At 52.4% G+C, this 24,969-nt stretch carries 23 protein-coding genes; 20 read left to right on the top strand and 3 right to left on the bottom strand.

Annotated features, from left to right (window positions below; all coding sequences use genetic code 11):
- Nucleotides 1-67: 67 nt before the first annotated feature.
- Nucleotides 68-655, bottom strand: coding sequence for a metallophosphoesterase family protein (locus ACI77B_RS01810; protein ID WP_409337114.1), 588 nt, complete (start codon nucleotides 653-655; stop codon nucleotides 68-70).
- Between the two features lie 223 nt (nucleotides 656-878).
- On the opposite strand from ACI77B_RS01810, the gene ACI77B_RS01805 reads away from it, so the two are divergent.
- From ACI77B_RS01805 to ACI77B_RS01740, 14 genes are all read left to right on the top strand, one after another.
- On the top strand, nucleotides 879-2,132 hold the full coding sequence (locus tag ACI77B_RS01805; RefSeq protein WP_409337113.1) for an AI-2E family transporter: 1,254 nt from the start codon (nucleotides 879-881) through the stop codon (nucleotides 2,130-2,132).
- The gene (murB, locus tag ACI77B_RS01800; RefSeq protein ID WP_409337112.1) at nucleotides 2,129-3,025 is read left to right on the top strand and encodes a UDP-N-acetylmuramate dehydrogenase; all 897 of its coding nucleotides are present in this window, start codon (nucleotides 2,129-2,131) and stop codon (nucleotides 3,023-3,025) included. Before ACI77B_RS01805 ends, murB begins: the two co-directional genes overlap by 4 nt.
- A gap of 1 nt (nucleotide 3,026) precedes the next feature.
- The gene (locus ACI77B_RS01795) at nucleotides 3,027-3,794 is read left to right on the top strand and encodes a PHP domain-containing protein (RefSeq protein WP_409337111.1); all 768 of its coding nucleotides are present in this window, start codon (nucleotides 3,027-3,029) and stop codon (nucleotides 3,792-3,794) included.
- Nucleotides 3,795-3,862: 68 nt separating this feature from the next.
- On the top strand, nucleotides 3,863-4,744 hold the full coding sequence (gene rapZ / locus ACI77B_RS01790; protein ID WP_409337110.1) for an RNase adapter RapZ: 882 nt from the start codon (nucleotides 3,863-3,865) through the stop codon (nucleotides 4,742-4,744).
- Nucleotides 4,745-4,774: 30 nt separating this feature from the next.
- The gene (gene whiA / locus ACI77B_RS01785) at nucleotides 4,775-5,728 is read left to right on the top strand and encodes a DNA-binding protein WhiA (protein ID WP_409337109.1); all 954 of its coding nucleotides are present in this window, start codon (nucleotides 4,775-4,777) and stop codon (nucleotides 5,726-5,728) included.
- Nucleotides 5,729-6,290: 562 nt separating this feature from the next.
- Nucleotides 6,291-6,617, top strand: a complete 327-nt coding sequence (locus ACI77B_RS01780; protein WP_409337108.1) for a hypothetical protein — start codon at nucleotides 6,291-6,293, stop codon at nucleotides 6,615-6,617.
- Entirely contained in the window at nucleotides 6,605-8,569 is a 1,965-nt protein-coding gene (locus tag ACI77B_RS01775; protein WP_409337107.1) for a V-type ATP synthase subunit I, read from the top strand. The genes ACI77B_RS01780 and ACI77B_RS01775 overlap by 13 nt, the downstream gene beginning before the upstream one ends.
- A 20-nt stretch (nucleotides 8,570-8,589) precedes the next feature.
- Nucleotides 8,590-9,060: a V-type ATP synthase subunit K gene (locus ACI77B_RS01770; RefSeq protein WP_409337106.1), complete on the top strand. Its 471-nt coding sequence runs from the start codon at nucleotides 8,590-8,592 to the stop codon at nucleotides 9,058-9,060.
- Nucleotides 9,061-9,102: 42 nt separating this feature from the next.
- Nucleotides 9,103-9,690: a V-type ATP synthase subunit E gene (locus tag ACI77B_RS01765; protein ID WP_409337105.1), complete on the top strand. Its 588-nt coding sequence runs from the start codon at nucleotides 9,103-9,105 to the stop codon at nucleotides 9,688-9,690.
- 12 nt (nucleotides 9,691-9,702) lie between these two features.
- Nucleotides 9,703-10,710 (top strand): V-type ATPase subunit, encoded by a 1,008-nt coding sequence (locus ACI77B_RS01760; RefSeq protein WP_409337104.1) that lies wholly within the window; start codon nucleotides 9,703-9,705, stop codon nucleotides 10,708-10,710.
- The gene (locus ACI77B_RS01755) at nucleotides 10,703-11,026 is read left to right on the top strand and encodes a V-type ATP synthase subunit F (protein ID WP_178262768.1); all 324 of its coding nucleotides are present in this window, start codon (nucleotides 10,703-10,705) and stop codon (nucleotides 11,024-11,026) included. The genes ACI77B_RS01760 and ACI77B_RS01755 overlap by 8 nt, the downstream gene beginning before the upstream one ends.
- Nucleotides 11,027-12,805, top strand: coding sequence for a V-type ATP synthase subunit A (locus ACI77B_RS01750; protein WP_409337103.1), 1,779 nt, complete (start codon nucleotides 11,027-11,029; stop codon nucleotides 12,803-12,805). It abuts the gene before it with no gap.
- Nucleotides 12,798-14,171, top strand: a complete 1,374-nt coding sequence (locus ACI77B_RS01745) for a V-type ATP synthase subunit B (RefSeq protein WP_178262766.1) — start codon at nucleotides 12,798-12,800, stop codon at nucleotides 14,169-14,171. The genes ACI77B_RS01750 and ACI77B_RS01745 overlap by 8 nt, the downstream gene beginning before the upstream one ends.
- An 8-nt stretch (nucleotides 14,172-14,179) precedes the next feature.
- A complete protein-coding gene (locus ACI77B_RS01740; protein ID WP_409337102.1) occupies nucleotides 14,180-14,833 on the top strand; it encodes a V-type ATP synthase subunit D in 654 nt (217 codons plus the stop codon).
- A gap of 314 nt (nucleotides 14,834-15,147) precedes the next feature.
- On the opposite strand, the gene ACI77B_RS01735 is transcribed toward ACI77B_RS01740, so the two are convergent.
- Both ACI77B_RS01735 and iorA read right to left on the bottom strand, forming a co-directional pair.
- Nucleotides 15,148-15,732 (bottom strand): indolepyruvate oxidoreductase subunit beta, encoded by a 585-nt coding sequence (locus tag ACI77B_RS01735; protein WP_409337101.1) that lies wholly within the window; start codon nucleotides 15,730-15,732, stop codon nucleotides 15,148-15,150.
- A gap of 1 nt (nucleotide 15,733) precedes the next feature.
- Nucleotides 15,734-17,485 carry an indolepyruvate ferredoxin oxidoreductase subunit alpha gene (gene iorA / locus ACI77B_RS01730; RefSeq protein ID WP_409337100.1) on the bottom strand — a complete coding sequence of 584 codons (1,752 nt, stop codon included), beginning with the start codon at nucleotides 17,483-17,485 and terminating at the stop codon, nucleotides 15,734-15,736.
- Nucleotides 17,486-17,788: 303 nt separating this feature from the next.
- Here iorA and ACI77B_RS01725 point away from each other — a divergent pair, with 303 nt between their 5' ends.
- The 6 genes from ACI77B_RS01725 to ACI77B_RS01700 all read left to right on the top strand — a co-directional run bounded on the left by ACI77B_RS01725 (nucleotide 17,789) and on the right by ACI77B_RS01700 (nucleotide 24,769).
- Nucleotides 17,789-18,748 (top strand): LysR family transcriptional regulator, encoded by a 960-nt coding sequence (locus ACI77B_RS01725; protein ID WP_409337099.1) that lies wholly within the window; start codon nucleotides 17,789-17,791, stop codon nucleotides 18,746-18,748.
- A gap of 143 nt (nucleotides 18,749-18,891) precedes the next feature.
- On the top strand, nucleotides 18,892-20,616 hold the full coding sequence (locus tag ACI77B_RS01720) for a DEAD/DEAH box helicase (protein ID WP_409337098.1): 1,725 nt from the start codon (nucleotides 18,892-18,894) through the stop codon (nucleotides 20,614-20,616).
- 206 nt (nucleotides 20,617-20,822) lie between these two features.
- The gene (rlmD, locus tag ACI77B_RS01715) at nucleotides 20,823-22,349 is read left to right on the top strand and encodes a 23S rRNA (uracil(1939)-C(5))-methyltransferase RlmD (RefSeq protein WP_409337097.1); all 1,527 of its coding nucleotides are present in this window, start codon (nucleotides 20,823-20,825) and stop codon (nucleotides 22,347-22,349) included.
- 87 nt (nucleotides 22,350-22,436) lie between these two features.
- Entirely contained in the window at nucleotides 22,437-23,015 is a 579-nt protein-coding gene (locus ACI77B_RS01710) for a TetR-like C-terminal domain-containing protein (protein ID WP_409337096.1), read from the top strand.
- A 201-nt stretch (nucleotides 23,016-23,216) separates the two neighbouring features.
- On the top strand, nucleotides 23,217-24,629 hold the full coding sequence (locus ACI77B_RS01705) for a B12-binding domain-containing radical SAM protein (RefSeq protein WP_409337095.1): 1,413 nt from the start codon (nucleotides 23,217-23,219) through the stop codon (nucleotides 24,627-24,629).
- Entirely contained in the window at nucleotides 24,626-24,769 is a 144-nt protein-coding gene (locus ACI77B_RS01700; RefSeq protein ID WP_409337094.1) for a hypothetical protein, read from the top strand. The genes ACI77B_RS01705 and ACI77B_RS01700 overlap by 4 nt, the downstream gene beginning before the upstream one ends.
- Nucleotides 24,770-24,969: the final 200 nt, after the last annotated feature.

The following is a 24,969-nucleotide window of genomic DNA, read 5'->3' as shown; positions in this document are numbered from 1 at the left end:
CCTGCCTGAGCCTGCAGCGGTCTTTTTGTCTGCATCCGGATCGTGTGAATCAATCCTCTGGCGGCCGTTACTGGCCGTCGCTGTAATTCATGATTTTTTTCAGGAATCCCCCGCGGCGTTTTCCATGCTTTCCGGAGCCGGATGCGGACGGATCGTGCGCTTTTCCGGTCAGGTCGTCATAATAGAGAATTTCTGCGTCGAAATTTCCCGGCTCCGAGGTCAGGAGGGCGCAGGAGCGGCGGCTTCCGCCTCTCGGGTTGGTCAGGCTTCCCGGGTTGACCAGATAAACCCGGCCAGTGTCATCATTGACCGGAATGTGGGTGTGGCCGAAGCAGACGGCATTGCAGCCGTGTTCTTCTGCCAGGAGGCTGATGCGCCCGTAGTCCCAGTCCACGCCTTCTGTGTGGCCGTGGATGATCATGACCTTCCCGGAGGGAAGGGTCGCGATCTGGAAGTCACGCCTGATGCTGCCGTCGCAGTTGCCCGGGACGCTGATGACCGGGACTTTCAGGTCCTGGGCCAGGGAATCGGCGTCCCTCTGGTAGTCGCCGCAGTGGAAGATCATGGTGACGGCTTCCTCTGCGGATACAATGTTAAAAATTTCTTCTGCACGGTTGATTCTGCCGTGTGTATCACTGAATACTAATATTCTCATCGCTGAATCTGCTGCCTTTCTGTAAAATATTCTTTTCAAAATCAATGCTGCTGCATATTTATCGTTTGTTTATCGTTTGTATTAGATTTTTTCTGCTTTTACTGTTATCATTGTATCACATTTGGATGCTTCTTTTGGGATGTCTTCCGCTGCGGCTGATTGTATGCTCCGGTCGGATTGTGGTATCATAAAGGGAAGTATGTGTTTCATGGAGGAAAGAAAGGTGAAAGATAAATTACAGGATAAAACATTTCGGCTGGGACTGAACCTGTTCCTTGGCGGAAGCGGAGTTCTGCTTTTTTATTTCTTTATCAAGGATTTCAGTAAGGTGATGGCCGGGCTGAAGGCATTGAACGGAATTCTGTTCCCGTTTATACTCGGAGCGGTTCTTGCGTATCTTCTTTGTCCGATCTATAACGTGACCGTCCGCTTCTTCTACCGGCACGCGCAGAACTGGAAGATGCTGGGGTTCTCACGCATCAAGAGAAGGGCGCTGACATTCTCCCGCTTCATCGGAAGTGTGGTGGCGCTGATCGTGCTGTTTGCGGTGATGGCGGCGGCGATTGCTCTGATCGTTCCGCAGCTGATCAAGAGTGTGGTCGCGATCGTGAAGATCCTGCCGGGGCGTATGGACGATCTCACCAGAGGAATTGCCTGCCTGGCCAGAAAGGCCGGGCATCCGGAGATCATCGGGTTGATTGACGGGTTTATCCGCAAGGCGTTCGACAGTCTGATGGCGTTTGCGATGAAGAAGCTGATCCCGGGAAGCGGGAGTATCGCGGTCCGGCTTACGGAGGGCATTGTGGCGACGGCAAAGCTGTTCCTGAACATTCTGGTGGCGGTCATCGTCAGCGTCTATCTGCTGAACGGAAAAGAGAAGCTGAAGGCCAATATGAAGCGCTTCATTCTTTCTCATTTCAGCCGCGCACATTCTGAGGAAATCATGAATTTCGGGAGTTTCTGCAACCGGACATTCGGCGGATTTATCAATGGTAAAATCATTGATTCCATCATTATCGGCATCCTCTGCTACATTCTGATGGTGATTCTGCATCTGCCGTACACGGCGCTGATCAGCACGATTGTCGGCGTGACGAATATTATTCCGTTCTTCGGGCCGTTTATCGGCGCGATTCCTTCAGCTATTCTGATCTGTGTGATCAGTCCGCTGAAGGCGCTGTACTTCCTGATCATGATTCTCTGCCTGCAGCAGTTCGACGGAAACATTCTGGGACCGAAGATCCTGGGTGATTCTACTGGACTGGCAAGTTTCTGGGTCATGTTCGCGATCATTGTCGGCGGCGGGCTGTTCGGCGTTGCGGGCATGGTGCTCGGTGTTCCGACATTTGCCATCATCACCTACTATTTTGACCGGAATACAGGGAAACGCCTGCGTTTCAGGGGATATAAGGAGAAAACTGACGAGTATATCGATTTCAACGTATACGATGCAGACAGAAAGGATATATTGAAATGAAGATCATGCACGATGTGGACATGAGAGAATATACATCTTTCCGTGCGGGAGGCTGTGCGGATACAATGGCTGTGCCAGAATCCACGGAGGAGCTGCAGGAGATTCTGCAGAAGCTGCAGCGCAGCGGAGAGGAATATCTGCTTCTGGGAAATGGAAGCAACACGATTTTCAGAGATGAAGGCTATCACGGAACGGTGATTCATCTGGGCGATGCTTTCTCTTCCATAAAAGTAGACGGCGAGCGGCTGATCTGCGGGAGCGCGGCGCTGATTTCCGCTGCTGCTCATGAGGCCATGGAGCACGGACTTTCCGGGATGGAGCCGATTTCCGGTATTCCGGGAAGTATCGGCGGAGCGGTCTTCATGAATGCCGGCGCTTATGGCGGTGAGATGAAGCAGCTGATCGAATCGGTGCAGGTCGTCAGTGCCGACGGACAGGAAATCTGCACACTGAGCAATGAGGACCTTCAGCTGGGCTACCGGATGAGCCGCATTCAGAAGACCGGGGAAGTGGTCGTATCCGTCACGCTGAAGCTGACCACGGCTGACCGCGCAGACATTCTGAGCGCCATGCAGGAGTTCATGCAGAAGAGAAACAGCAAACAGCCGCTGCAGTATCCGAGTGCAGGAAGCTTTTTCAAGCGTCCGGAGGGATATTTCGCGGGCAAGCTGATTCAGGACGCGGGTCTGAAAGGGGCATCGGTCGGCGGTGCGCAGATCAGCGCCAAGCACAGCGGTTTCATGATCAACCGCGGCGGAGCGACGGCCGATGACATTCTGAAACTGATGCATCTGGTGCAGAATACGGTAAAAGACCGTTTCGGCGTGGAGATGGAGCCGGAAGTCCGGATTGTCGGCGGCCCGGCTGAAAAGAATGAGAAAGAAGGCAGATAAGGTGAGTATCGATATCGCAGAGTACCGGATGACCTATGATCTGCACACACACACCCGCTATTCCCACGGCTGGATTATGCCGCACGGAAAGGGAACAATCGACCAGAACATCGTCGCGGCGCGTCAGCAGGGACTGCAGGGCATCGCTATTTCCGACCACGGTCCGGGACACTACATGTACGGACTGAAGAGGAGTAAAATCCCGGAGATGCGCGCGGAAATCGAGCGGGAGAAGAAGTTGTACCCAGACATGGATATCTACCTCAGCGTAGAAGCCAACATCATGGAATCCGACAACGGTCTGGATCTTCAGAAAGACGAGCAGGGACAGTTTGATTTTCTGCTGGCGGGATATCACTATGGTGTGATGCACTGCCACAGCACGGCGAACCATCTGGGAGGACAAAGTTCGACCGGCGCAAGGAGAAGCCGGCTTGTGGCTGCCAACACAGATATGTACATCCGCGCACTGTATGAGAACGACATCAAGGTTCTGACCCATCCGGGAGACAAGGGTCCGGTGGACATGACCGAAGTCGCGAAGGCCTGTGCGGAAACCAAAACCTTAATGGAGATCAATTCCCGTCATCAGCACCTGACCGTGGAGGAAATCCGTGAAGCGATGAAAGAGGACGTCCTGTTCATTATTGACAGTGATGCCCATACACCGGCGGCTGTCGGATCCTATGAAAACGGACTGCAGAGAGCGGCAGATGCCGGGCTGGAGTTCGAACGGATCGTGAACATCGAACGGGTATCTGAAGAATAGGAACAGAGATCATATATGCGATATACGCGGCGCGGCACCGCGCACATGAAGAAAAAGGGGTGAACGTCATGACTGCGGATAAACCGATGGAAGTTGTCCTGATTACAGGCCTGTCCGGCGCCGGAAAGACACAGGCGGCGGACTGGTTCGAGGATCAGGGCTGGTACTGTATTGATAATATGCCGCCGCTTCTGATCCGGAATTTCCTGGATCTGGCGCAGATGAGCGGAAAACAGAAAATCCGGAAGGCTGCTTTTGTTGTGGATATCAGGAGTGAGCAGTTTTTCCAGGATCTGAACGGAGCGGTTCATCATCTCACCGAGCGTCAGGATGTTAACCTCAGGCTTTTATTCCTGGAAGCGTCCGATGACACACTGATCCGCCGTTTCAGCGAGACCCGAAGAACGCATCCGCTGGCCCAGGGAATGACCACTGCCCAGGCAATTGCGAAGGAACGCGCAATGCTGGAACCCTTCCGCGGCCATGCCGATGTCATCATCGATACCAGCAGTCTGAAAGTTTCCCAGTTTCAGCATCTTATGCAGAGAAGCTTTGGCTCCGGAGAAGAAGTGCAGAGTCAGTTCGCGCTTTCGATTGCTTCATTCGGATTTAAATACGGACTTCCGCCGGATGCCGATCTTATTTTTGATGTGCGGTTTATCCCCAACCCATATTATGTAAAGTCGCTGAGGAAACTTACCGGAAACAACCGGAAGGTCCGAGACTATGTTATGCGGCAGGAGATAACGGGTAAATTCCTTGATTCCGTGGAAGAAATGCTGACCATGCTGATTCCCTGCTACATTAAAGAGGGAAAGTATCATCTGAATATATACTTCGGCTGCACGGGAGGACAGCACCGTTCTGTCGTTGTCGCCAATGCAGCAGCGAACTTCTTCCATAAGCAGGGATACCATGTGTTTGTCCATCATCGTGAGATGCAGAAATAAGCAGTAGAGATACAGGAGGATGAGAGCGGATTGTCATTTTCATCAGAGACAAAAAATGAACTCGCAAGAGTAGAACCGGAGAAGAAATGCGACCAGCTGGCGGAAATCGCCGGCTTTCTTCGTGTGTCCGGAAGTCTGAGGCTGACCGGCGGCGGAAACTTCACCATCGTGATCGCCACAGATAATCCGGCCATCGCAAGACACTATAAACGGCTGATCCGGGAGTATTTCCAGATCGATGCGAAACTGGAAGTAGGCGGCGCAGAGGCCCTGAAAAAAGGCCATACCTATATGCTGACCATCAGCCCAGAAAACCACAGCGAGTCCATTCTGAGAGAGACAGGAATCCTTCTGGTGCGGGAAGGAAATAACTACATCAGTGATGGAATCTATGAGGAGCTGATCCGTAAAAAGTGCTGCAAGCGTGCCTATATGCGGGGGATGTTCATGGGAACCGGGAGCATCAGCGATCCGGAAAAAAGCTACCATCTGGAATTTGCCTGTGAAAGCAGGACGCTGGCGAACGATCTGAAGAAAATGATCAATTCCTTTGAGGATCTGTCGGTCAAGGTGGTGCAGCGCAGAAACCGCTGGGTCGTCTATATGAAAAACTCACAGTACATCAGTGATGTGCTGGCGCTGATGGGAGCGCACGCCCAGATGCTGGCCTTTGAAAATGTCCGCGTGCAGAAATCCGTCTTCAATCAGACAACGAGAATATTAAACTGTGACAATGCCAATACAGACCGGACCCTGGATGCCTCGGAAAAACAGCTCCGTGCCATCCGCAGCCTGAAGCAGTCGGGGCAGTATGACCGGATGTCGGAGAAATTGAAAGAACTTGCCGATCTGAGGATAAGCAATCCAGAAGCCAGCCTGACACAGCTGGGTGAGATGACCGATCCGCCTCTGGGGAAGTCCGGAGTCAATAATCGCATGAAAAGAATCCTCAGTTTGGCAGAAAAAGTCATGTCTGAAAAATAAACATAAAAATACATGAAAAAAGGGTGCAGTGGAAAAACGGAAATTTTTCGCCGCGCCCTTTTTTTGAACCGTTGGAATATGAATGATTTTTGTATATTATGAAGAAGGTTCCCTAGTAAGACACTAGGGAAAAATTGGTGATATTGATATCAACACAAAAAATAATCATGATTATTTTGTTTGCCTATGGTAAAATAGGGGTAAAAGATAGAAGTATCTATTTCTGTACATGAATAATATGCAAGAAGATGGAGGTCTGGAACATTTTCTTCCCGAACATTCTGATATTTTTTTAACGAATTGTATGTGAGCAGGTACATAAAGGGATGGATTTTATTTTTGATTTGCTATATTATAAGTAATATAAGGCAAGTGAGAATAGATGATATTTTCTCATTTTATTGTTCTGCATCAAGACGGCAGCAGAACTGCCGGCCCCCATCAGCGCATCAGCATGTGGAAAGGGGGAGAAAGACTGTCGTTTATCATACGGACACTATATTGTCCGTAAAAATATTCATGTACGGCATCAGTCTCGCATGAGACAGGAAGGAGGCGCAGTATGTTCGATAAGGAGCTCGATGATGTCCGGGCTGCAGAAAGCAGAGCGGAAGAAATCGTGCAGCAGGCGGCCGCGGATGGAAAAGAGCGGCTTGCCGAGAGCCGCAGAAAAGCGGACGCATTGATTTCAGACGCGGACGCGAGAGCCGGAACGATTTATGACGCACTGATCCGGGAAGGAACGGAGGAAGCGGAAAAGAATTATGAAGCTTCCATGCGTAAGGCAGAAGCAGAGTGCGCGGCAGTCGCAGAATCTGCAGACCGGAATTCAGAGGAAGCCGTCCGGCTGATTAAAGAAAGGATCGTGAATCGAAAGTGTCAATCGTAAAGATGAAAAGACTGTCTGTAATCGGCCTTGACACTGAGAAAGAGCAATTCGTTTCGAAACTGATGAATCTCGGAGCACTGGAAGTTACGGATGAGGATCCACAGGGCGGCGCAGAACAGCAGGAGATGCAGGCGCTGGGAGAAAATCCGGCAGCGGCAGAACTGGAACAGAAAATTTCTGATACAGAGACTGCGATCGAAGCCCTGAAGGAGCACAGTCCGGTAAAATCACCGCTCTTCTTTACGAGAAGGGAGATGAAGAAAGCCGACTTTCAGACTGTTCTGCAGCATAAGGCTGAGTTTACAGAGGAAACAAACGGAATCCTGGAATTGAAAGAACAGATCCGCAGGCTGAATGAACAGCGCAACAGAAAAGAATCGGAACTGAGTTCAGTCATTCCATGGAAGCCATATTCCATTCCGCTGAACTTCACCGGAACACGGTGTACCGATTTCACACTGGGCGTCGTTCCTGTAAACATCGCACTGGAAGATCTTCAGAGCGCCGCAGCAGAAGTCAGTGAAACGGCCGTTCTGGAAAAAGTCAACGAAGATAAGGAATACCGCTATCTGCTGCTGATTACATGGAAGCCGGATACGGCAGACACGGAAGATGCGCTGAAGCAGCGCGGATTCACAGCAGCGGCCTTCCCGGATTTCCCGGATACGGCGGCAGAAGCCGAGGTACGTCTGCATAATGAAATTGCAGAACTTTCCGGCGAGATTGAAAAAATCGGCGGGCAGATTGCAGACCGCTACGGACAGAAAAACGATATTGAATGTCTGCATGATCAGCTGATCATGGAACGTGACCAGGAGATTCTGAAAGGAAAGCTTCTGCAGACGAAGAGGACCTTCCGTCTGACCGGATGGATCCCGGAAGGATGCATGACAGCCGCGAAAAAAATGCTTGATTCCTGTGACTGTTATTATCTTTTTGAAGATCCGCAGGAAGGCGAGACCGTTCCGGTTCTCCTGAAGAACAATGCCTTCGTGGCTCCGTTCGAGTCAGTAACCGAGATGTATTCCCTTCCGGATTATCACGGAATTGACCCGACCAGATGGTTCTCCATTTTCTACGCATGCTTCTTCGGCATGATGCTGAGTGATGCGGGTTACGGAATTCTGCTGACCATTGCAACGGCAGTGATACTCCATAAGTTTAAAAGTGAGGGAAATCTGTATCATATGGTGAAAATGTTCATGTACTGCGGAATTTCCACAATTTTCTGGGGAGCGATGTTCGGCGGATGGTTTGGAAACAGTGTCAATGCAATAGCGACTACCTTCTTCCATTCCAATGCCGCGATTAAGCCGATCTGGTTCGATCCGATCTCCAATCCGACCAAACTCCTGATTTTCTCCCTGGGACTTGGCATTGTCCATATCTTCCTGGGAATGGGACTGGATGCCGGAATGAAGATCAGAAGAGGCCACTTCTGGGATGCGGTATTCGATGATTTCTCCTGGTACATGGTAATCGGAGGAATTATTCTGATGATCGTGCTGAATGGAAAGAGCACAAGCGGATTCAAGGCCGGAGAGTACATCATGATTGCCGGCTTCATCATTCTGCTTCTCACCGGAGGCAGAGATAAGAAGGGATTCGGAAAGGTAATCGGCGGCATCACCGCGATTTACAACATCACAGGATTCCTGTCCGATATTCTTTCCTATGCGAGACTGCTTGCACTGGGACTTGCAACAGGAGTAATCGCCCAGGTTGTCAACACCATCGGAACACTGTCCGGCGGCGGAATCAAGGGTGCAATCATCCTGCTCATCGTGTTTGTTATCGGCCATATCTTTAACCTGGCCATCAACGCACTGGGCTCGTTTGTACATACAAGCAGACTGCAGTATATCGAATTCTTCGGAAAGTTCTATGAGGACGGCGGCGAACCGTTCAACCCGTTCCGGAGAAACACTAAATATGTAAGATTAACAGACTAGTTTTCATGGAGGTATTTATCATGAGTGGAAATGTATGGGCTCTGATCGGCGCGGCAGTAGCCGCTCTCGCAGGCGTAGGAAGCGCAATGGGCGTTGGTATCGCCGGACAGGCCGCAGCCGGAGTTGTTGCGGAAGATCCTAAGAAATTCGGCCGTACATTGATTTTACAGGCTCTGCCTGGTACACAGGGAATTTACGGACTGATCGTTACATTCCTTATTTTCATTAAAATCGGACTGCTCGGAGGCGGCGGAATGAAAGACCTCTCCATGGCGCAGGGATTATACATCTTCGTATGCTCGCTTCCGATCTGTATCGTAGGTATCTGGTCCGGTATTGCACAGGGCAAGGCTGCAGCATCCGGAATCATGCTTCTCGGCAAGAGAGAGGATCAGATGGGTAAAGGAATTATCTACGCGGCAATGGTAGAGACTTATGCAATTTTCGCACTGCTCGTTTCCCTGCTGATGCTGTTCAACCTTGGTTTTTAACTTTTGTCAAAAAGCAGTGAGCAAGAGATAGGACGTGGACAAATGAGTATTGAAAAGATTACATCGAAAATTATAGAAGATGCAGAAATGCAGGCCAGGTCCATCGCGGAAGACGCACAGAAGCAGGCAGACGAAATCGTAAGCCGGGCGCAGCAGGAGGCAGATCAGAAGGTAAAAGACGCGGAGCAGCGCGGAAAGGAAGATAAGCTGAAAGTCATCAGCCGCAGACAGTCGGTCGCGGATATCGACAGCCGCAAGCTGCTCCTGCAGACGAAGCAGGAAAAACTGAACGCGTGCTTTTCTAAGGCTGCGGAAGAGGCGGCGGATCTTGAGCCGGGAGAATATGTTGAGTTTCTTACCGGAATCGCTGCGGAAACGGGCCTGAAGAAAGCTGAAGTCATCCTGAACGCGCGGGACCGCGAAAAGGTCGGTGAGGCGCTGATGAAGGCGCTGAAGAAGGAAATCCCGGGAAGTGCGTTCACACTTTCTGAGGAGACAAGACCGTTTTCCGGCGGACTGATGCTGCGCGATGGAAAGGTATACATCAACGGAACGATCGAAAGTTTCGCCAAGGAGGCCAGGGAGGAACTGGCGGAAAAGGCGGCGGAGATTCTGTTCCGCGTGCAATAGGGAGAAATTGGTATGGCAAAGAGAAAAGAGACAGATTACATCTTTGCAGACTCATACATTGGAAATTTCACCAGGCATCTGATGACGCGCAAGGACCTGATGCGCATTGCGGGAAGCCGCGATCTGGAGGCCGCGGAGGCCATGCTGAGAGAGTTCGGCTATGAGGAGTCCAAGGAGCTGAAGGCGGGCGGAATCGACCCGTTTCTGCACCGGGAAGAGGAAAAGCTGCATGAAATCGTATTCAGCACGGTTCCAGATCCTTCGGAACTGGCATTCAATCTTTATCCGTCGGATTTTCACAACGCCAAGGTCTGCCTGAAGGCAGAGGCGCTGGGGAAAACGCCGGATCCGGCCATGATGTCGGATGCGGGAAGTATCCCGGCCGAGAAGATGGAACTGCTGATCAGAGAGCGCAGCGGATCGGGAATGCCGGAAGGGCTGAAAAAGGCCATTGCGGATGCCGCGGACACCTTCGGAAGAGGGCATGATCCGCAGGCCATCGACCTGATCCTGGATAAGGCTTGCTATAAGCAGATGCTGGATGATGTGACCGCGATGGAGGAACCGTTCATGGAGGAACTGGTGCGCCGGCAGATCGACGCGGTGAATCTGGGCGTGTTCGTCCGCTTCCGCAGCATGGGGAAACCGTGGTCTGCGTTTAAGGACCTGTTCATCAGCGGTGGAAACATCCCGCTTCAGCTTCTGATTTCCTGTTATGAAGAGGCGTACTCCCGTGTCGGAGAAAGGCTGGCGCCGTACGGATTCCAGCAGGCATTCACCGAAGGCGGTAAGGCGCTGAAGGAAACGGGAAGTTTCGGGCTGTTTGAGCGGCTCCGGGATGATGCGGTCATGGACCATGTGAGAAAAGCAAAGTATGAGCCGTTCGGAATCGTTCCGATTGAAGGATTCTGGTTCGCCAAGCACCAGGAACTTTCGAATCTTCGGATTGCGCTGATGGGCAGCCAGTTCGGGTTCGATCCGGATGAAATAGAAGAAAGGATAAGGGAACCATATGTATAAGGTCGGTGTTATCGGGGACAGAGCGTCTGTCCTGGGATTTCAGTCGGTAGGCCTGTCTGTGTTCCCTGTCAGTTCAGGGGATGAGGCCCGGAAGCTGGTGCATAAGCTGGCAGAAGAGGACTACGCGATTCTGTATATTACGGAGAAAATCGCGGCGGAGATCCCGAATGAAGTTGATAAATATAAAGATATGATGCTTCCGGCGATCATTACGATCCCGGACAGAAACGGAGCCACCGGCGAGGGACTGAGAAATGTCAGCAAAGCCGTGGAAAGAGCTGTCGGAGCAGATATATTATTTGGAGGTGAGAAATAGATGGCGCAGGGAACAATTACGAAGGTTTCTGGACCTCTGGTCGTTGCATCCGGCATGGAAGATGCGGATATGTTCGACGTAGTCCGCGTTGGTGATCTGGGACTGATCGGTGAGATCATCGAGATGCGCGGAGGCGATGCATCTATTCAGGTTTACGAGGAAACAGCAGGAATCGGACCGGGAGCGCCGGTGGTCAGCACAGGCGCACAGCTTTCTGTAGAGCTGGGGCCGGGACTGATTGAAAATATTTACGATGGAATTCAGCGTCCGCTGGAAACAATGTATGAGAAGGTTGGCCCGAATATCACTAGAGGTATCCAGGTGCCGGCTCTCGACCGTGAAAAGAAATGGGAATTCACACCGTGCGTCAAGGCCGGTGATGAGGTTGAGTCCGGAGATGTAATCGGAACGGTAGATGAAACCGCCGTTGTAAAGCATAAGATCATGGTTCCGTATCCGCTCCGCGGTCAGATCGTGTCCATTGAGGCAGGATCCTACACCGTCGACCAGAAGGTCGCTGTACTGAAACTGGACAGCGGTGAAGAGAAGGAACTGACCCTGATGCAGAAATGGCCGGTCCGTGTCGGCAGACCATATAAAGAAAAGCTCGTTCCGGACATGCCGCTGATCACCGGACAGCGTGTCATTGATACGATGTTCCCGATCGCAAAGGGCGGAGTTGCCGCGGTTCCGGGACCGTTCGGATCCGGAAAGACCGTTGTACAGCATCAGCTGGCAAAATGGGCGGACGCGGACATCGTTGTTTACATCGGCTGCGGCGAGCGTGGAAATGAGATGACCGATGTACTGAACGAGTTCCCTGCACTGAAGGACCCGCGCACAGGCGAGTCTCTGATGAAGAGAACCGTTCTGATCGCGAATACATCTGATATGCCGGTAGCAGCCCGAGAAGCATCCATTTACACCGGAATTACCATTGCAGAGTACTTCCGTGACATGGGATATTCTGTAGCGCTGATGGCGGATTCCACCTCCCGCTGGGCAGAGGCGCTGCGTGAGATGTCCGGACGTCTGGAAGAGATGCCTGGTGAAGAAGGATACCCGGCCTACCTGGGTTCCCGTCTGGCGCAGTTTTACGAGCGTGCCGGAAGAGTCCGCACACTGGGATCCGATGACCGTATCGGCGCACTGAGCGCAATCGGAGCCGTATCCCCGCCGGGCGGAGATATTTCCGAGCCGGTATCACAGGCGACCCTGAGAATTGTAAAGGTATTCTGGTGTCTGTCCGCGACCCTGGCGCATGAGCGTCACTTCCCGGCGATCGACTGGCTGCAGAGTTACTCCCTGTATGTTGACCGTCTGACCCCGTGGTTTGAGAAGAACGTGAATAAGGAGTTCCCGAAACTCCGTGCCCAGGCACTGAGGCTGCTGCAGGAAGAGGCCAACCTGAACGAAATCGTACAGCTGGTCGGTGTAGATGCCCTGTCACTGGAAGACCGTGTAAAACTGGATGCCTGCAAGTCCATCCGTGAGGACTACCTGCACCAGAACGCTTTCCACGACATCGATACCTATTCTTCCATGAATAAGCAGTATAAGATGCTGAAGCTGATCCTGAGCTACTTTGATCTGGCCGTTGACGGCGTCGGCAAAGGAGCCCCGTTCAATAAACTGGAAACACTCCCGGTCAAGGAGAAAATCGGACGTTTTAAATATCTGGAAGAAGACAAGGTTGACGGCGCCTATGACAGCCTGATGCAGGAGCTGAAAGACAGCATTCAGGCGCTGATCGCAGAGGAGGCGGAGAACGATGATTAAGGAATATAAAACAATATCAGAAGTTGCCGGCCCTCTGATGCTGGTAAAAGATGTAGAAGGCGCTACCTATGATGAGCTGGGAGAAATCCTCCTGCAGAACGGCGAGAAGCGTCTGTGCAAGGTTCTGGAAATTAACGGCGGAGACGTTCTGGTCCAGCTTTTTGAGAGTGCGGCGGGAATCAACCTGAAGGAAAGTTCCGTCCGTTTCCTTGGAAAAGGAACCGAGCTGAAGGTTTCCCCGGAAATCCTCGGACGTGTGTTCGATGGTATGGGACGCCCGGCAGACGGCGGTCCGGACATCATTCCGGAAAAATCCCTGGACATCAACGGACTGGCGATGAACCCGGCGGCCAGAGACTACCCGGCAGAGTTCATTCAGACCGGAGTATCCGCAATTGACGGACTGAACACTCTGGTAAGAGGACAGAAGCTGCCGATCTTCTCCGAATCCGGACTGCCGCACGCACAGCTGGCGGCACAGATTGCCCGTCAGGCAAAGGTACTGGACGGTGGAGAATCCAAATTCGCGGTTGTCTTCGCGGCGATTGGAATTACCTATGAGGAAGCCGATTACTTCGCATCCGACTTCAGAAGAACTGGAGCCATCGACCGTACCGTCATGTTCATGAACCTGGCGAACGACCCGGCCGTAGAACGTATCGCAACCCCGAGAATGGCCCTGACCGCTGCAGAGTACCTGGCCTTTGACCTGGGCATGCACGTGCTGGTCATCCTGACCGATATCACCAACTACGCCGAGGCGCTGCGTGAAGTATCCGCTGCACGTAAGGAAGTACCGGGACGCCGCGGCTACCCGGGCTACCTCTATACCGACCTGGCAACCATGTACGAGCGTGCCGGCAGAAAGAAGGGCTATGACGGATCCATCACCCTGATCCCGATCCTGACCATGCCGGAAGGCGACATCACGCACCCGATCCCGGACCTGACCGGATACATCACCGAGGGACAGATCATTCTGTCCAAGGAGCTTTACCGTAAGGGAATCGAGCCGCCGATCGATGTACTTCCGTCCCTGTCCCGTCTGAAGGATAAAGGTATCGGAAAGGGAAAGACCAGAGAAGACCACGCGGACACCATGAACCAGCTGTTCGCCGCCTATGCGAAAGGTAAAGAAAGTCTGGAGCTGGCCACCATCCTCGGTGAAGCCGCACTGACAGAGACCGACCTGAAGTACGCGAAGTTCAGTGATGAATTCGAGAAACGCTACGTCTCTCAGGGAAATGACACGGACAGAAGCATTGAAGAGACGCTTGATCTGGGCTGGGATCTGCTGAAGATCCTGCCGAAGAGCGAGCTGAAGAGAATTGATGACAAGCTGATTGAGAAGTATTACGACAGGTAGGTGATCCTATGGACAGATTAAATGTCAATCCTACCAGAATGATGCTCTCCACGCTGAAAAAACGTCTGGCAACCGCAGAACGCGGACACAAGCTGATGAAGGACAAGCGCGATGAGCTGATGAAGAACTTTCTGGAGCTGGCCCGGGAAAACGGGCGGCTCCGCCAGGAAGTCGAGAAGGAGCTCGCGGCAATGTATAAGGACTTTGAGAAGGCCAATGCCGTCATGAGCAATGAGGCGATGGAAGAGGCTCTGATGTATCCGAAGCAGGGCGTAGAGCTTTCTGTGCAGAAGAAGAATATCATGAGCGTCAACGTTCCGGAATTCTCCTTCCAGACAACCGCCAAGGATCCGACAGATGTTTATGCCTACGGATATGCGGACACGTCCGGTGATCTGGACGGCGCCATCAGCGCAGCCGCGGATGTGTTCCCGAAACTTCTGGATCTGGCTGCCCATGAGAAGGAAGTACAGCTCATGGCTGCAGAGCTGGAGAAAACCAGACGCCGGGTCAACGCCTTGGAATATGTTATGATTCCGCGTCTTGAGACCACCATCCGCTATATCCAGATGAAGCTGGATGAGGGTGAGAGATCCAATCAGACCAGACTGATGAAGGTAAAAGACATGGTTCTGGAGGATGCGCACGACTACCAGCAGTAGTGGATAAAATAAGCTGGAACATGTTTCATGAAAAGAAAAAGGCGTCCGCGCCGGCCTGGGATCAGGCCGCGCGGGCGCGCTGTTTTTTGAGGGACGCTGCACGAAGCTGCGATAATAAAGCCGGGCGGCGGCCTTTTTTATCGTCTTATCGTCTCTTCTATTAAGTAAGCCAGGAAAGCCGGAAAAGCTGAATCTTGCAGTAAAAGACAGGAGACAGCACCATGATCTGGCGCTGCCTCCTGCTCGTAAGTGATTAGAGCTTGTAAATCCGGATGTGGAGTTCCGGCATTTTCTTTTGCAGTATATGTTACTGACTACGCGTCTGCTTTTGCAGCTTCTTTTCCGCGGCGGTAAGCCTGGATATTCATCTCAGCGAACTTAGGAGGTACGGTCTCCCTGATAACCTCTTCCCAGTCCACATCACCGAGATCCAGGGCTTCGGTCATTGCGCCGAACAGAACGATATTGGTGCACTTTACGCTGCCGATCTCTTTTGCAATCTCTTCTGCTTTCAGGGTGAAGCATTTAAAGTGTTTCTGCATAGCCTCTATGCAGCCTTCCGGATATTCCGCAAGACCTGCTGCAGTCAGGGAAGAATCCTGATGGTAGTTGTTGATGACGGCGATGGCGCCCGGCTTCAGATAATCTGCGTAGCGGACGGCTTCCATCTCTTCAAAGGCAACGAGCAGATCGGCTTCTCCTTTTCCGATCAGCGGGGAGTAGACTTTTTCTCCCCAGCGGACCTGTGTGGATACGCTTCCGCCGCGCTGACTCATGCCGTGGACTTCAGACATCTTTACGTCGTAGCCCTGCTTCATCAGGCCGTTTACCAGTACACGGGCAGTAAGAATCGCGCCCTGTCCGCCGACGCCGACTAAAATTGCACTCTTGGTTTTCATCTTACTGATCCTCCCTTCTGATTGCCTTTACCGGACATACCTGTGCGCAGACGGTGCAGCCGACACAGAGGGAAGTATCGATCATGGACTTTCCGTCTCTGATCATGACGGCCGGGCAGCCGACGCTCAGGCACTTCTTGCAGCCGATGCAGACGTCGCGGTCAACCACGCACTTTCCGAAGTGGTGGTCGATGCGTTTCAGCATTGCGCATGGACGGCGTGTGATGATGGCCGTCTTCTCAGTGCTGTTCATTGCATCTTCAGCAGCTTTCTTCATGGCATCCAGATCCTGCGGATCAACGATGATGACGTTCTTGAATCCGATGGCTTTCAGGACATCTTCAATCTTGATCTTGGAGGCGATGTCTCCTTCCAGGTTGAATCCGGTTCCCGGGTTATCCTGCTGGCCGGTCATCGCGGTGATGGAGTTATCCAGAACGACTGGAATTACATCTGCGTCATTATAGATGATCTCTGCCGCGCCGGTCATGCCGCTGTGGAAGAAGGTGGAGTCGCCGAGTACGCCGAAGACATGCTTCTTCTGGCCGGTTTCTTCGAAGGCCTTTGCCATTCCGGCTGCTGCTGAGAATCCGGCTCCCATACATACGCAGGAGTCCATGGCGTTCAGCGGTGCGGCGCATCCCAGTGTGTAGCATCCGATATCTCCGCAGATTACAGCATCCTTGATCTTGCTCATGGTGTAGAAGAATCCTCTGTGCGGACATCCCGGGCACAGTGCAGGCGGTCTGCCGACAGCTTCTACTCCAGGATCTACGGTCTCCGGCTTCTCACCGAAGATTTCCTCGCGCAGACGCTCCGGATTCAGCTCGAACATGTTGCTGACCAGATCTTTTCCTGTGCACGCAATTCCTGCAGCCTTGATCTGCTCTTCCATGATGCCGTCCAGCTCTTCGACAACGTACAGCTTGTCAACTTTGGACGCGAACTCTCTGATCAGTTCGATCGGAAGCGGATTGGTCAGGCCCAGTTTCAGGAAGGAAGTATCCTCTGGGAAGATTTCCTTTGCATACTGATAAGAAATAGAAGCGGTAACGACACCGACTTTGGAACCCTTGATTTCCATACGGTTCAGCGGACAGTCGCAGGCATACTTTTCCAGCGCTTTCAGGTTGGCCTCAACCTGAGGATGATGTTTGCAGGCATGAGCCGGTGTGCTGACAAAACGGTCTGCATCACGTTTATACGGCTTTACTTCGGCTTCTGTCCGTTCTCCCAGCTCCACAATACTCTTGGAGTGGGAAACACGGGTTGTTGTGCGGAGCATAACCGGCATATCGAATTTCTCGGAAATTTCGAATGCGTATTTCATGAAGTCCTTGCATTCCTGTGAATCGGAAGGTTCCAGACATGCGATCTTGGCAGCGATTGCATAGTGGCGGTTATCCTGCTCATTCTGTGAGGAGTGCATGCTCGGGTCGTCTGCGCTGACGAGGACCATGCCTCCGTTCAGTCCGTCATAGGATGCGGTGAACAGCGGATCGGCCGCGACATTCAGGCCGACATGCTTCATTGCGCACAGGCTGCGGACACCGGCCATTGCGGCTCCGTATGCTGCCTCTGTCGCAACCTTCTCATTCGGCGCCCACTCGCAGTGGAGGACATCCTTATACTGCGGCAGGTTCTCGAAAATTTCTGTACTTGGGGTGCCCGGATACGCAGAGCAGAACTTTACGCCTGCTTCATATGCGCCGCGGGCAATGGCTTCGTTTCCCGACATCAAACGCTTTTCCATTCCCTCTCGTCTCCTTTCCGTTCCGGCTTCCGCCTGTACCATTATTGCGGAAGCGCAATTTCAACTTTCTGTAATTTTCTGTTTTCAGCGGCGGTAAATCAAGGGCTGTGGATGCTGCCGGCAGATACCCGGCACAGGCTTGCAGAAATTTATCTGCACACACAGCGGATCAGCCGCGGAATTATTGTATTGATTTCTATACTCTTATCTTATCTGAATTCTTGAAAAAATAGAAATACTGTTATAATATATGGGTATAAGAGACGCTTATACCTTGCAGAAGCGTATAGAATGGAGAGTAATATGACGATACTACAGGTAATGTATTTTCTCGCGGCGGCGGAATATGGGAGCATGTCGAAGGCGGCGGAAGAGCTGCATGTTTCCCAGCCTGCGCTTTCCCTGCAGATCAAGAATCTGGAAGCGGAAACCGGCTGCCAGCTGCTCAGAAGAGAACCGCAGGGCGTCGTGCTGACGGCTTCCGGGCGGCTGTTTCAGGCCGATGCGATTGCCGTTAAAGAAGCCTGGACCCGGCTGGAAGAAGACCGGAAAAAACTGAGCGACGCAGTATGTTCAGAGATTTCCATCGGCCTGGATCCGCGTGTCTATTCCCAGGAGCTTTTTGATCCGCTGGTGAAATTTTTCAACCGCCATCCGGACACATCGGTGACTTTCCTGACGGATGTGGGCGTATCCATGATGGATATGCTGGAGGAGAAGAAGATTGAAATTGCCATCTGCAGAATTCCGCCAGAGGGGCACGTCCCGCATCCGGAACGCTTCTATATCCATCCGCTTCTTACAGAGCCGCAGTGTGTCCTGGTATCCGATGATGACCCGAAGAGTCTGCTGAGAAGTATCCGGATCGAAGATCTGGACGGCTGCTCCTTTATTTCCGGGCCGGAAGGCTGTCTGGACGATTCCGTTCTCCAGGAGCTGCGCTATACCTGGGGCATTCATGTAAAGAAGGTTTACCGCGCGCAGGATATCGAGACCATCATGGCCCTGGTCAGAAGCGGAGCCGGGATTGCCCTTGGCCCGGAATCTTTTGTCCGGAGATATGGTGGAAAGGCCGTTCCGCTGGATCCGGAAATCGACATTGCGCTTAATCTGATCACTCTGAAGCAGAATGCGGGAAATTCCTTTACCCGGGCCCTGCGGAAGTTCCTCGATGGCTACATTCAGGAGCGGGAGGGGAGAAAAGAAAAAGACAAGGGTAAATCCGGAAATAATGATTGTATACACGGTCCGGACAGAGTATAATAGAATGATTGACGCTGTTTTTCAGCGCAGGCGCGGAATACTTGGAATCCGCGTACAGGAAGAAGTCTGCACAGGATGGGCGTGACTGGAGAAAGAGGTTTCCGGCGGTGCCCGAAGCAGAAGAAAGAGAAGAGACATATATAATGAAGTATCAAGACACAAATTTAAAAGCAGAAATCCTTCAGGGCATCGCAGAGATGGGATTTGAGGAGATGACACCGATTCAGGAGCAGGCGATTCCTGCAATTCTGGACGGAAAGGACATCGTCGGCCTGGCGCAGACGGGAACAGGAAAGACCGCGGCATTCGGAATTCCGCTTCTCTCCCTTGTGGAGCCTGCAGAGCGCAGCGTGCAGGCGGTTGTTCTTTGTCCGACGAGAGAGCTGGCCATGCAGGACGCGGAGGAAATCGCGACAATGGGAAAGTATGTGGACGGTCTGAAGATCCTGTCGGTTTACGGAGGCTCTGACATCGTCCGCCAGCTGAAGGCGCTCAGAAAGGGCGTTACGGCAGTGATCGGAACGCCGGGACGTGTGATGGACCACATGCGCAGAGGCACGCTGAAGCTGGAAAACGTGAAATACCTCGTTCTGGATGAGGCGGATGAAATGCTGGACATGGGCTTCCGCGACGACATTGAGACGATCTGCCAGGCCATGCCGGAGGAGCGTCAGACGGCGCTGTTCTCCGCGACCATGCCGGACGAGATTCTGGAGCTGACCCGCGCCTATCAGAAGGACCCGGAGATTATCGAGGTTTCTCACGACGAGCTGACGGTTCCGAAGATCAAGCAGAGCTATTATATGGTAAAAGGCAGACAGAAGGATGAGGCGCTCTGCCGTCTGATCGACTACATGTGCCCGAAGCGCGCTCTGGTTTTCTGCAACACTAAGCGCAAGGTCGACCAGCTGACACTGCTGCTGAAGAGGCGCGGTTATTCCGCAGAGGGCCTGCACGGAGATCTGTCTCAGCAGCAGAGAGACCGTGTGATGGACCTGTTCAGAAGCGGAAATCTGGATCTTCTGCTGGCTACGGACGTTGCAGCCCGCGGAATCGACGTGGATGACGTGGACATCGTATTCAACTACGACCTTCCGCAGGAGATGGAATACTACGTGCACAGAATCGGACGTACAGGCCGTGCCGGAAAGAAGGGTAAGGCCGTTTCCCTGATCAACACCAGAGAACGCCGCAAGATCAATGCTCTGCAGGAATTCACCGGCGCATCCATCAGGGAAAAGGTAATGCCGAGCTACCGCGACGTTATGCCGATCAAGGCGAACAGCAACATTGAGCGCGCGCTGAAGTTCTGTGAGGGCATGGATCTGACAGAATACGCGGATATGATCAGAAGCTACGCCATGGAGAACCATACCGACCAGCTGCTGATCGCGGCGGCTTTCCTGAGAGAGAGCCTGGGCGAGGCGCGTGAAGACATCGAGATTGTTTCCGGAAAGCGCGGAGGCGGAAAGAAGGGTTCCCGCAGAAATTCCGGCCGCAATGGAAATTCCGGACATTCCGGAAGATCCGGGAAATCCGGCCAGTACGGAAAGAGCCGCCGCAGATCCGGCCGCTCCGATTCTGACTTCAGCAGGGACAAAAATAAACATTCAAGAAAGCGCCGTGATGCAGAATCCCGTGACTTCGGCAGAGACCGGAGATCCTCATCCCGGGACTTCGGAAAAGATTCCGGAAGACGGGAGGGCGGCAGATATGAAAAGTCCGGCAGCCGCGGCTATTCCGGACGTGACTTTTCTGGCAGAAAGCGCTCCGGGAAGTTTGTAAAGCCGGGCAGCCACTCCGGAAAGGGCGCAAGACGCGGAAAATCCGGCGAAGGATTCCGTGCCTTCCGTGGAAAGAGAAAATAAAAAAATAGCAAAAAAATAGCATGTAAATTTCTGGAAATAGTGTATAAATGATATAGGAGGGGAAAGGATGAGGCCCGGCAGTACTGCTGATACGCAGGATGCGTGACGGCGCGTCAGCCAGATGACCGGATGCAGAGGTTCATCCCGCGCATCCCGGCATCACCGGGCCTTGTTCCCACTGAATCCGCGAATGACAGGAGAATACAATGGAAAAAGGAGATATCCTGCAGATCAGAATTGAAGATGTCACGGAAGACGGACAGGGGCTCGGCCGGGCAGAAGACGGGCGCATGGTCTTCATCCGCAGATCTGATGCCGGTGCCGTGCCGCTTCCGGGAGACCTGGTGCGCTGTGAAGTGAAGAAAATGAAAAAGCGTTACGCCCAGGCGGAGCTGATGTTCCTGGATACGGCCTCTTCTCTGCGCACAGAGGAGAAATACTGCCCGCATCAGAAATCCTGCGGCGGCTGCGCCCTCGGAGGCCTGCAGTATGAAGAACAGCTGAAGCTGAAGCAGCGCCATCTTCAGGATGCGGTGCAGCGGATCGGCGGCCTGAAGGATGTCGCTGTCCGCCCGGCTGTCGGAATGGGAGACGATGCCGCAGACGGCGCCCTGCATTACCGCAGCAAGGCTGTTTTTACTGTGTCCGAGGAGAATGGAAAGCCGGTGGTCGGATTCTACCAGAACCGGACCCATCGTGCCGCGGACTGCCCGGAATGTCAGATCCAGTCACCTGCGGCCCTGGCCTGTGCAGAGGCCCTGAGAGCGTTTATGGAGTCGGATCACGTGCAGGCCTTCAATCCGAGGACCGGAAAAGGGCTGCTGAAAAACATGATCGTCCGCACGGCCTTTGGAAGCGGCGAGGTTATGGTGATTCTGGTGATCAACGGAAAGGGCATTCCGAACGGTGAAAAGCTGGTCGGCATGCTGGATGATGCCGTTTACAATCTCGGGGAGGATCCGGGATACGCGCTGACCAGCGTCTGGATCAACCAGAACCGCGGGAAAAATCACGAGCTTTATGGAAAAAATTCTGTCTGTCTTGCGGGAGACCGTGTGATTCATGAAGAAATTGGCGAGATGAAGTTTGAGATCAGCCCGGAGGCCTTCTATCAGGTGAATCCGTATATGATGGAAAAGCTCTACGATCAGGTCAGTGACTATGCAGACCTGAAACCGGGAGACCATGTGCTGGATCTGTACTGCGGCGCCGGCACGATCGGGCTGTGGCTTTCCGGACGCATGCAGGATCAGATCGAACTGGTGGGCATCGAGTCCAGTCATGAAGCCGTGGTCGCGGCGAACCGGAATGCGGTTATCAACGGAATCGTCCGTGCGCGTTACGTGATCGGAAAAGCGGAAGATGAGATCGGAAAGGTTCTCGGAACAGAGGAAGCGGCAGAGGTGAAATCCGATGCGCCTCATCTTCCGGGAACAAAAAGTAATGCGCAAGAGAAAGACCCGTCGCCGGAAGACTTGCTGAAGGTTCGGCTGGACGGTGTGGACTGCATCATCCTGGATCCGCCGCGCGCAGGATGTGACCAGTCCCTTCTTCAGGTCTGTGCAGATGCCGCTCCGGGAAAAATCGTCTATGTCTCCTGTGAGCCGCCGACTCTGGCCAGAGATCTGAGCTTCCTGTCCGGATGCGGATACAGAGCGGCAGAGATGACGCCCTTTGACATGTTCCCGCAGACCGGGAGACTGGAAGCTGCTGTGCTGCTGACCCGGGAGTAAGGCTGCCGCCCTGCGCACTGGATTTTTCCGGTGGTTAATGAGGGTGGATAAATCTGCGATTAGTTGAGGATAGAAAGGAGGGCTGCTATGGATGTAATGGAAAGACATATTACCAGTGAGTTCATGAAGTTGCTGAAACAGCATGCCTTTAATAAAATCACGGTGAAAATGCTTACGGAGAAATGTGAAATCAGCAGGCATGCTTTTTATTACCATTTTTCCTGTCTTGCGGATGTGCCGGAACAGTATTTCATTGAGCAGGCAGAAAAGATTGTCGAACAAAATTACCGGACGTCTAATTTTGTCGGCTGTCTGATTAAGGAGGAAGAGTTCACCTTAAAAAAGAAGGCAGAAATCATTCATATTCTCCACAGCGATGATCACCGCCGCTTCCAGCAGGCCTTCAAACGGGTGTGCGACTGCGGAGTAAGGCGTTATATTCAGCTGATTATGAGGGAGCAGAGTCTGTCTGACGAGGATATGGATCTCCTGATCCACTTTTATTCCAGCGCGATCGAGGGCCTGCTTCTGGACTGGTTTGACGCAGATATGATGTATGACATTGTGTCGATGACCAGAAGACTGGGAGATCTTCTGGCCGGATCGATCGATATGGCTTTCCGCATCACGCCGCAGAAGGATGATCCGGAGCCGGACAGACTATAACTTAAGAATAATAAAGAAAAATTCAGAATTATTTTGGGCCAATTATGCCGGTTTGTACCATTTGGGTACAGACCGGCATTCTTGTTCATTGAGAGATATTTTTCCGGCGTTAAAATAGAGACAACAGGAATTGTATACACTGAATATCGGCCGGTTTTTTCCCCGGCCGGTCTGTGAGATGGATCACACAGGGAGGGAACAGTGAAGATTGTATTTATTACGCCGACTGCAAGGATCAGAAGAATTCCGGCATACCGGTTCGGCGGCAAAATTTACGGACACCCGAATTCAATCACCGGTCCGCTGATCCTTGGACATATATTAAAGGAAGCCGGTCACGAAGTTGAGGTATATGAAGAACTGAACGGACCTGTTCATATTGAAGAGATGCTGGATGACACAGATGTGTTCTGCTTCTGCCTGATGACATCGACGGCGCCGCGTGGATACGAACTGGCGGATATCGTTCACCGGGAAAGTGACGCAAGAGTTCTGATGGGCGGATTTCACGTATCTGCGCTGCCGGAGGAGGCTCTGCAGCATGCTGATCAGATAATCGTCGGAGAGGGAGAATCGGTCATTCTGGATGTCGTAGAAGGCAGAATCAAGGATCCGATTGTAAGGCCGGATCCGATCTGTGATCTGGACAGCGTCCCCTTTCCGGATTATTCTATTCTCAGGACGCCGACGGAATGCGCGAACGTGATTACCACCAGAGGCTGTCCCTTCTGCTGTACGTTCTGCACGACATCGAGAATGTTTGCGCCCTACCGTCAGCGAAGTGTAGATAACGTTATCGAGGAAATCCGCATGTATAAGGACATGGGATTTCAATATATGAATTTTGAAGATGACAATTTTACGGCAGATAAGGAAAGAGCCAAGGAGATCTGCCGGAGAATGATTGCAGAGGGATTAACGTTTAAAGAAACATTTTTCTTCGGGCGTACCGATCTCGCAAAGGATGAGGAGCTGCTTCAGCTCCTGCACGATGCTCATCTGACCCGGGTTCTGATCGGAATCGAGTCGCTGAATCAGAAGGCGCTCGACCGTGTGAACAAGAGGCAGAGCATCCAGGATATCCGCGACGCTGCAAAGGCGTGCGCGGACCATGGAATCCGTCTGATTGCGAGTCTGGTTCTGGGGATTGATGATGATTCAATTGAAGACATACACCGGAGCGTCGCCTTTGCGAAATCGGTGAACGCCTATCAGCTGCAGTGTGCGATTCTGACTCCCTACCCGGGAACACCGGTATACGAGCAGTTCGTGAAGGAAGGCCGGATGCTGACCCATGACTGGGAGCAGTTCGACATGATGAATGTCACCTTCAAGCCTGCTAAAATGACGCCATGGCAGCTGCAGGAAGAGTTTTATAAGGCGGTGGAGTATTTTTACGACATACCGTCTTCCAGAACAATGGATAAATTATTCGGACCGGAATACGGAATGCGCAGATTCGGACTGTCGGTGATGACCAGGCTGGGAGTTGCGGGCGCCCATCTCTGTGCGGATCACGTTCCGGGAAGTCCGTATTACCGGCTGAAACATCTAGGAGAGAGAAAGGAGGAACGCGCGCAGAGACTGAGACTGCGGACGCATGAACAGGGATGAAGAGAGTATTTCGGATTCTGGGTGCCTGCGTGAAGGTCATCGTAGAAATTGTCGGCATATGCACCTGCCTGATCGGTGTGATGAATATGCTGGAACACCATCAGGAGAAAAAATCCTATTACCCGGATGCAGATGCATAGCGGAGCCAGGCCGTAAAGTGAAATCAGGCTTTACGGCCTTTTCCTTTCTGAAAACAGCGCGTGGAAAAGAGGCAGATTCAGGAATCCGGCGTGGTCAGGCGTACGGAATATGTAAATCAGGTGAAAGAAATAATTTTATGATAAATAACTAAAAGTGTTTGGAATTAATACAAAAACGCGGTTTTGTAGGTTTTACTGAC

This window comes from Eubacterium sp. F2 (genome assembly GCF_046244355.1).
Classification (GTDB): Bacteria; Bacillota; Clostridia; order Peptostreptococcales; family Anaerovoracaceae; genus Aminicella.
Note: the sequence above shows the minus strand (reverse complement) of the source record. Positions and strands in the feature narration are given on the sequence as shown.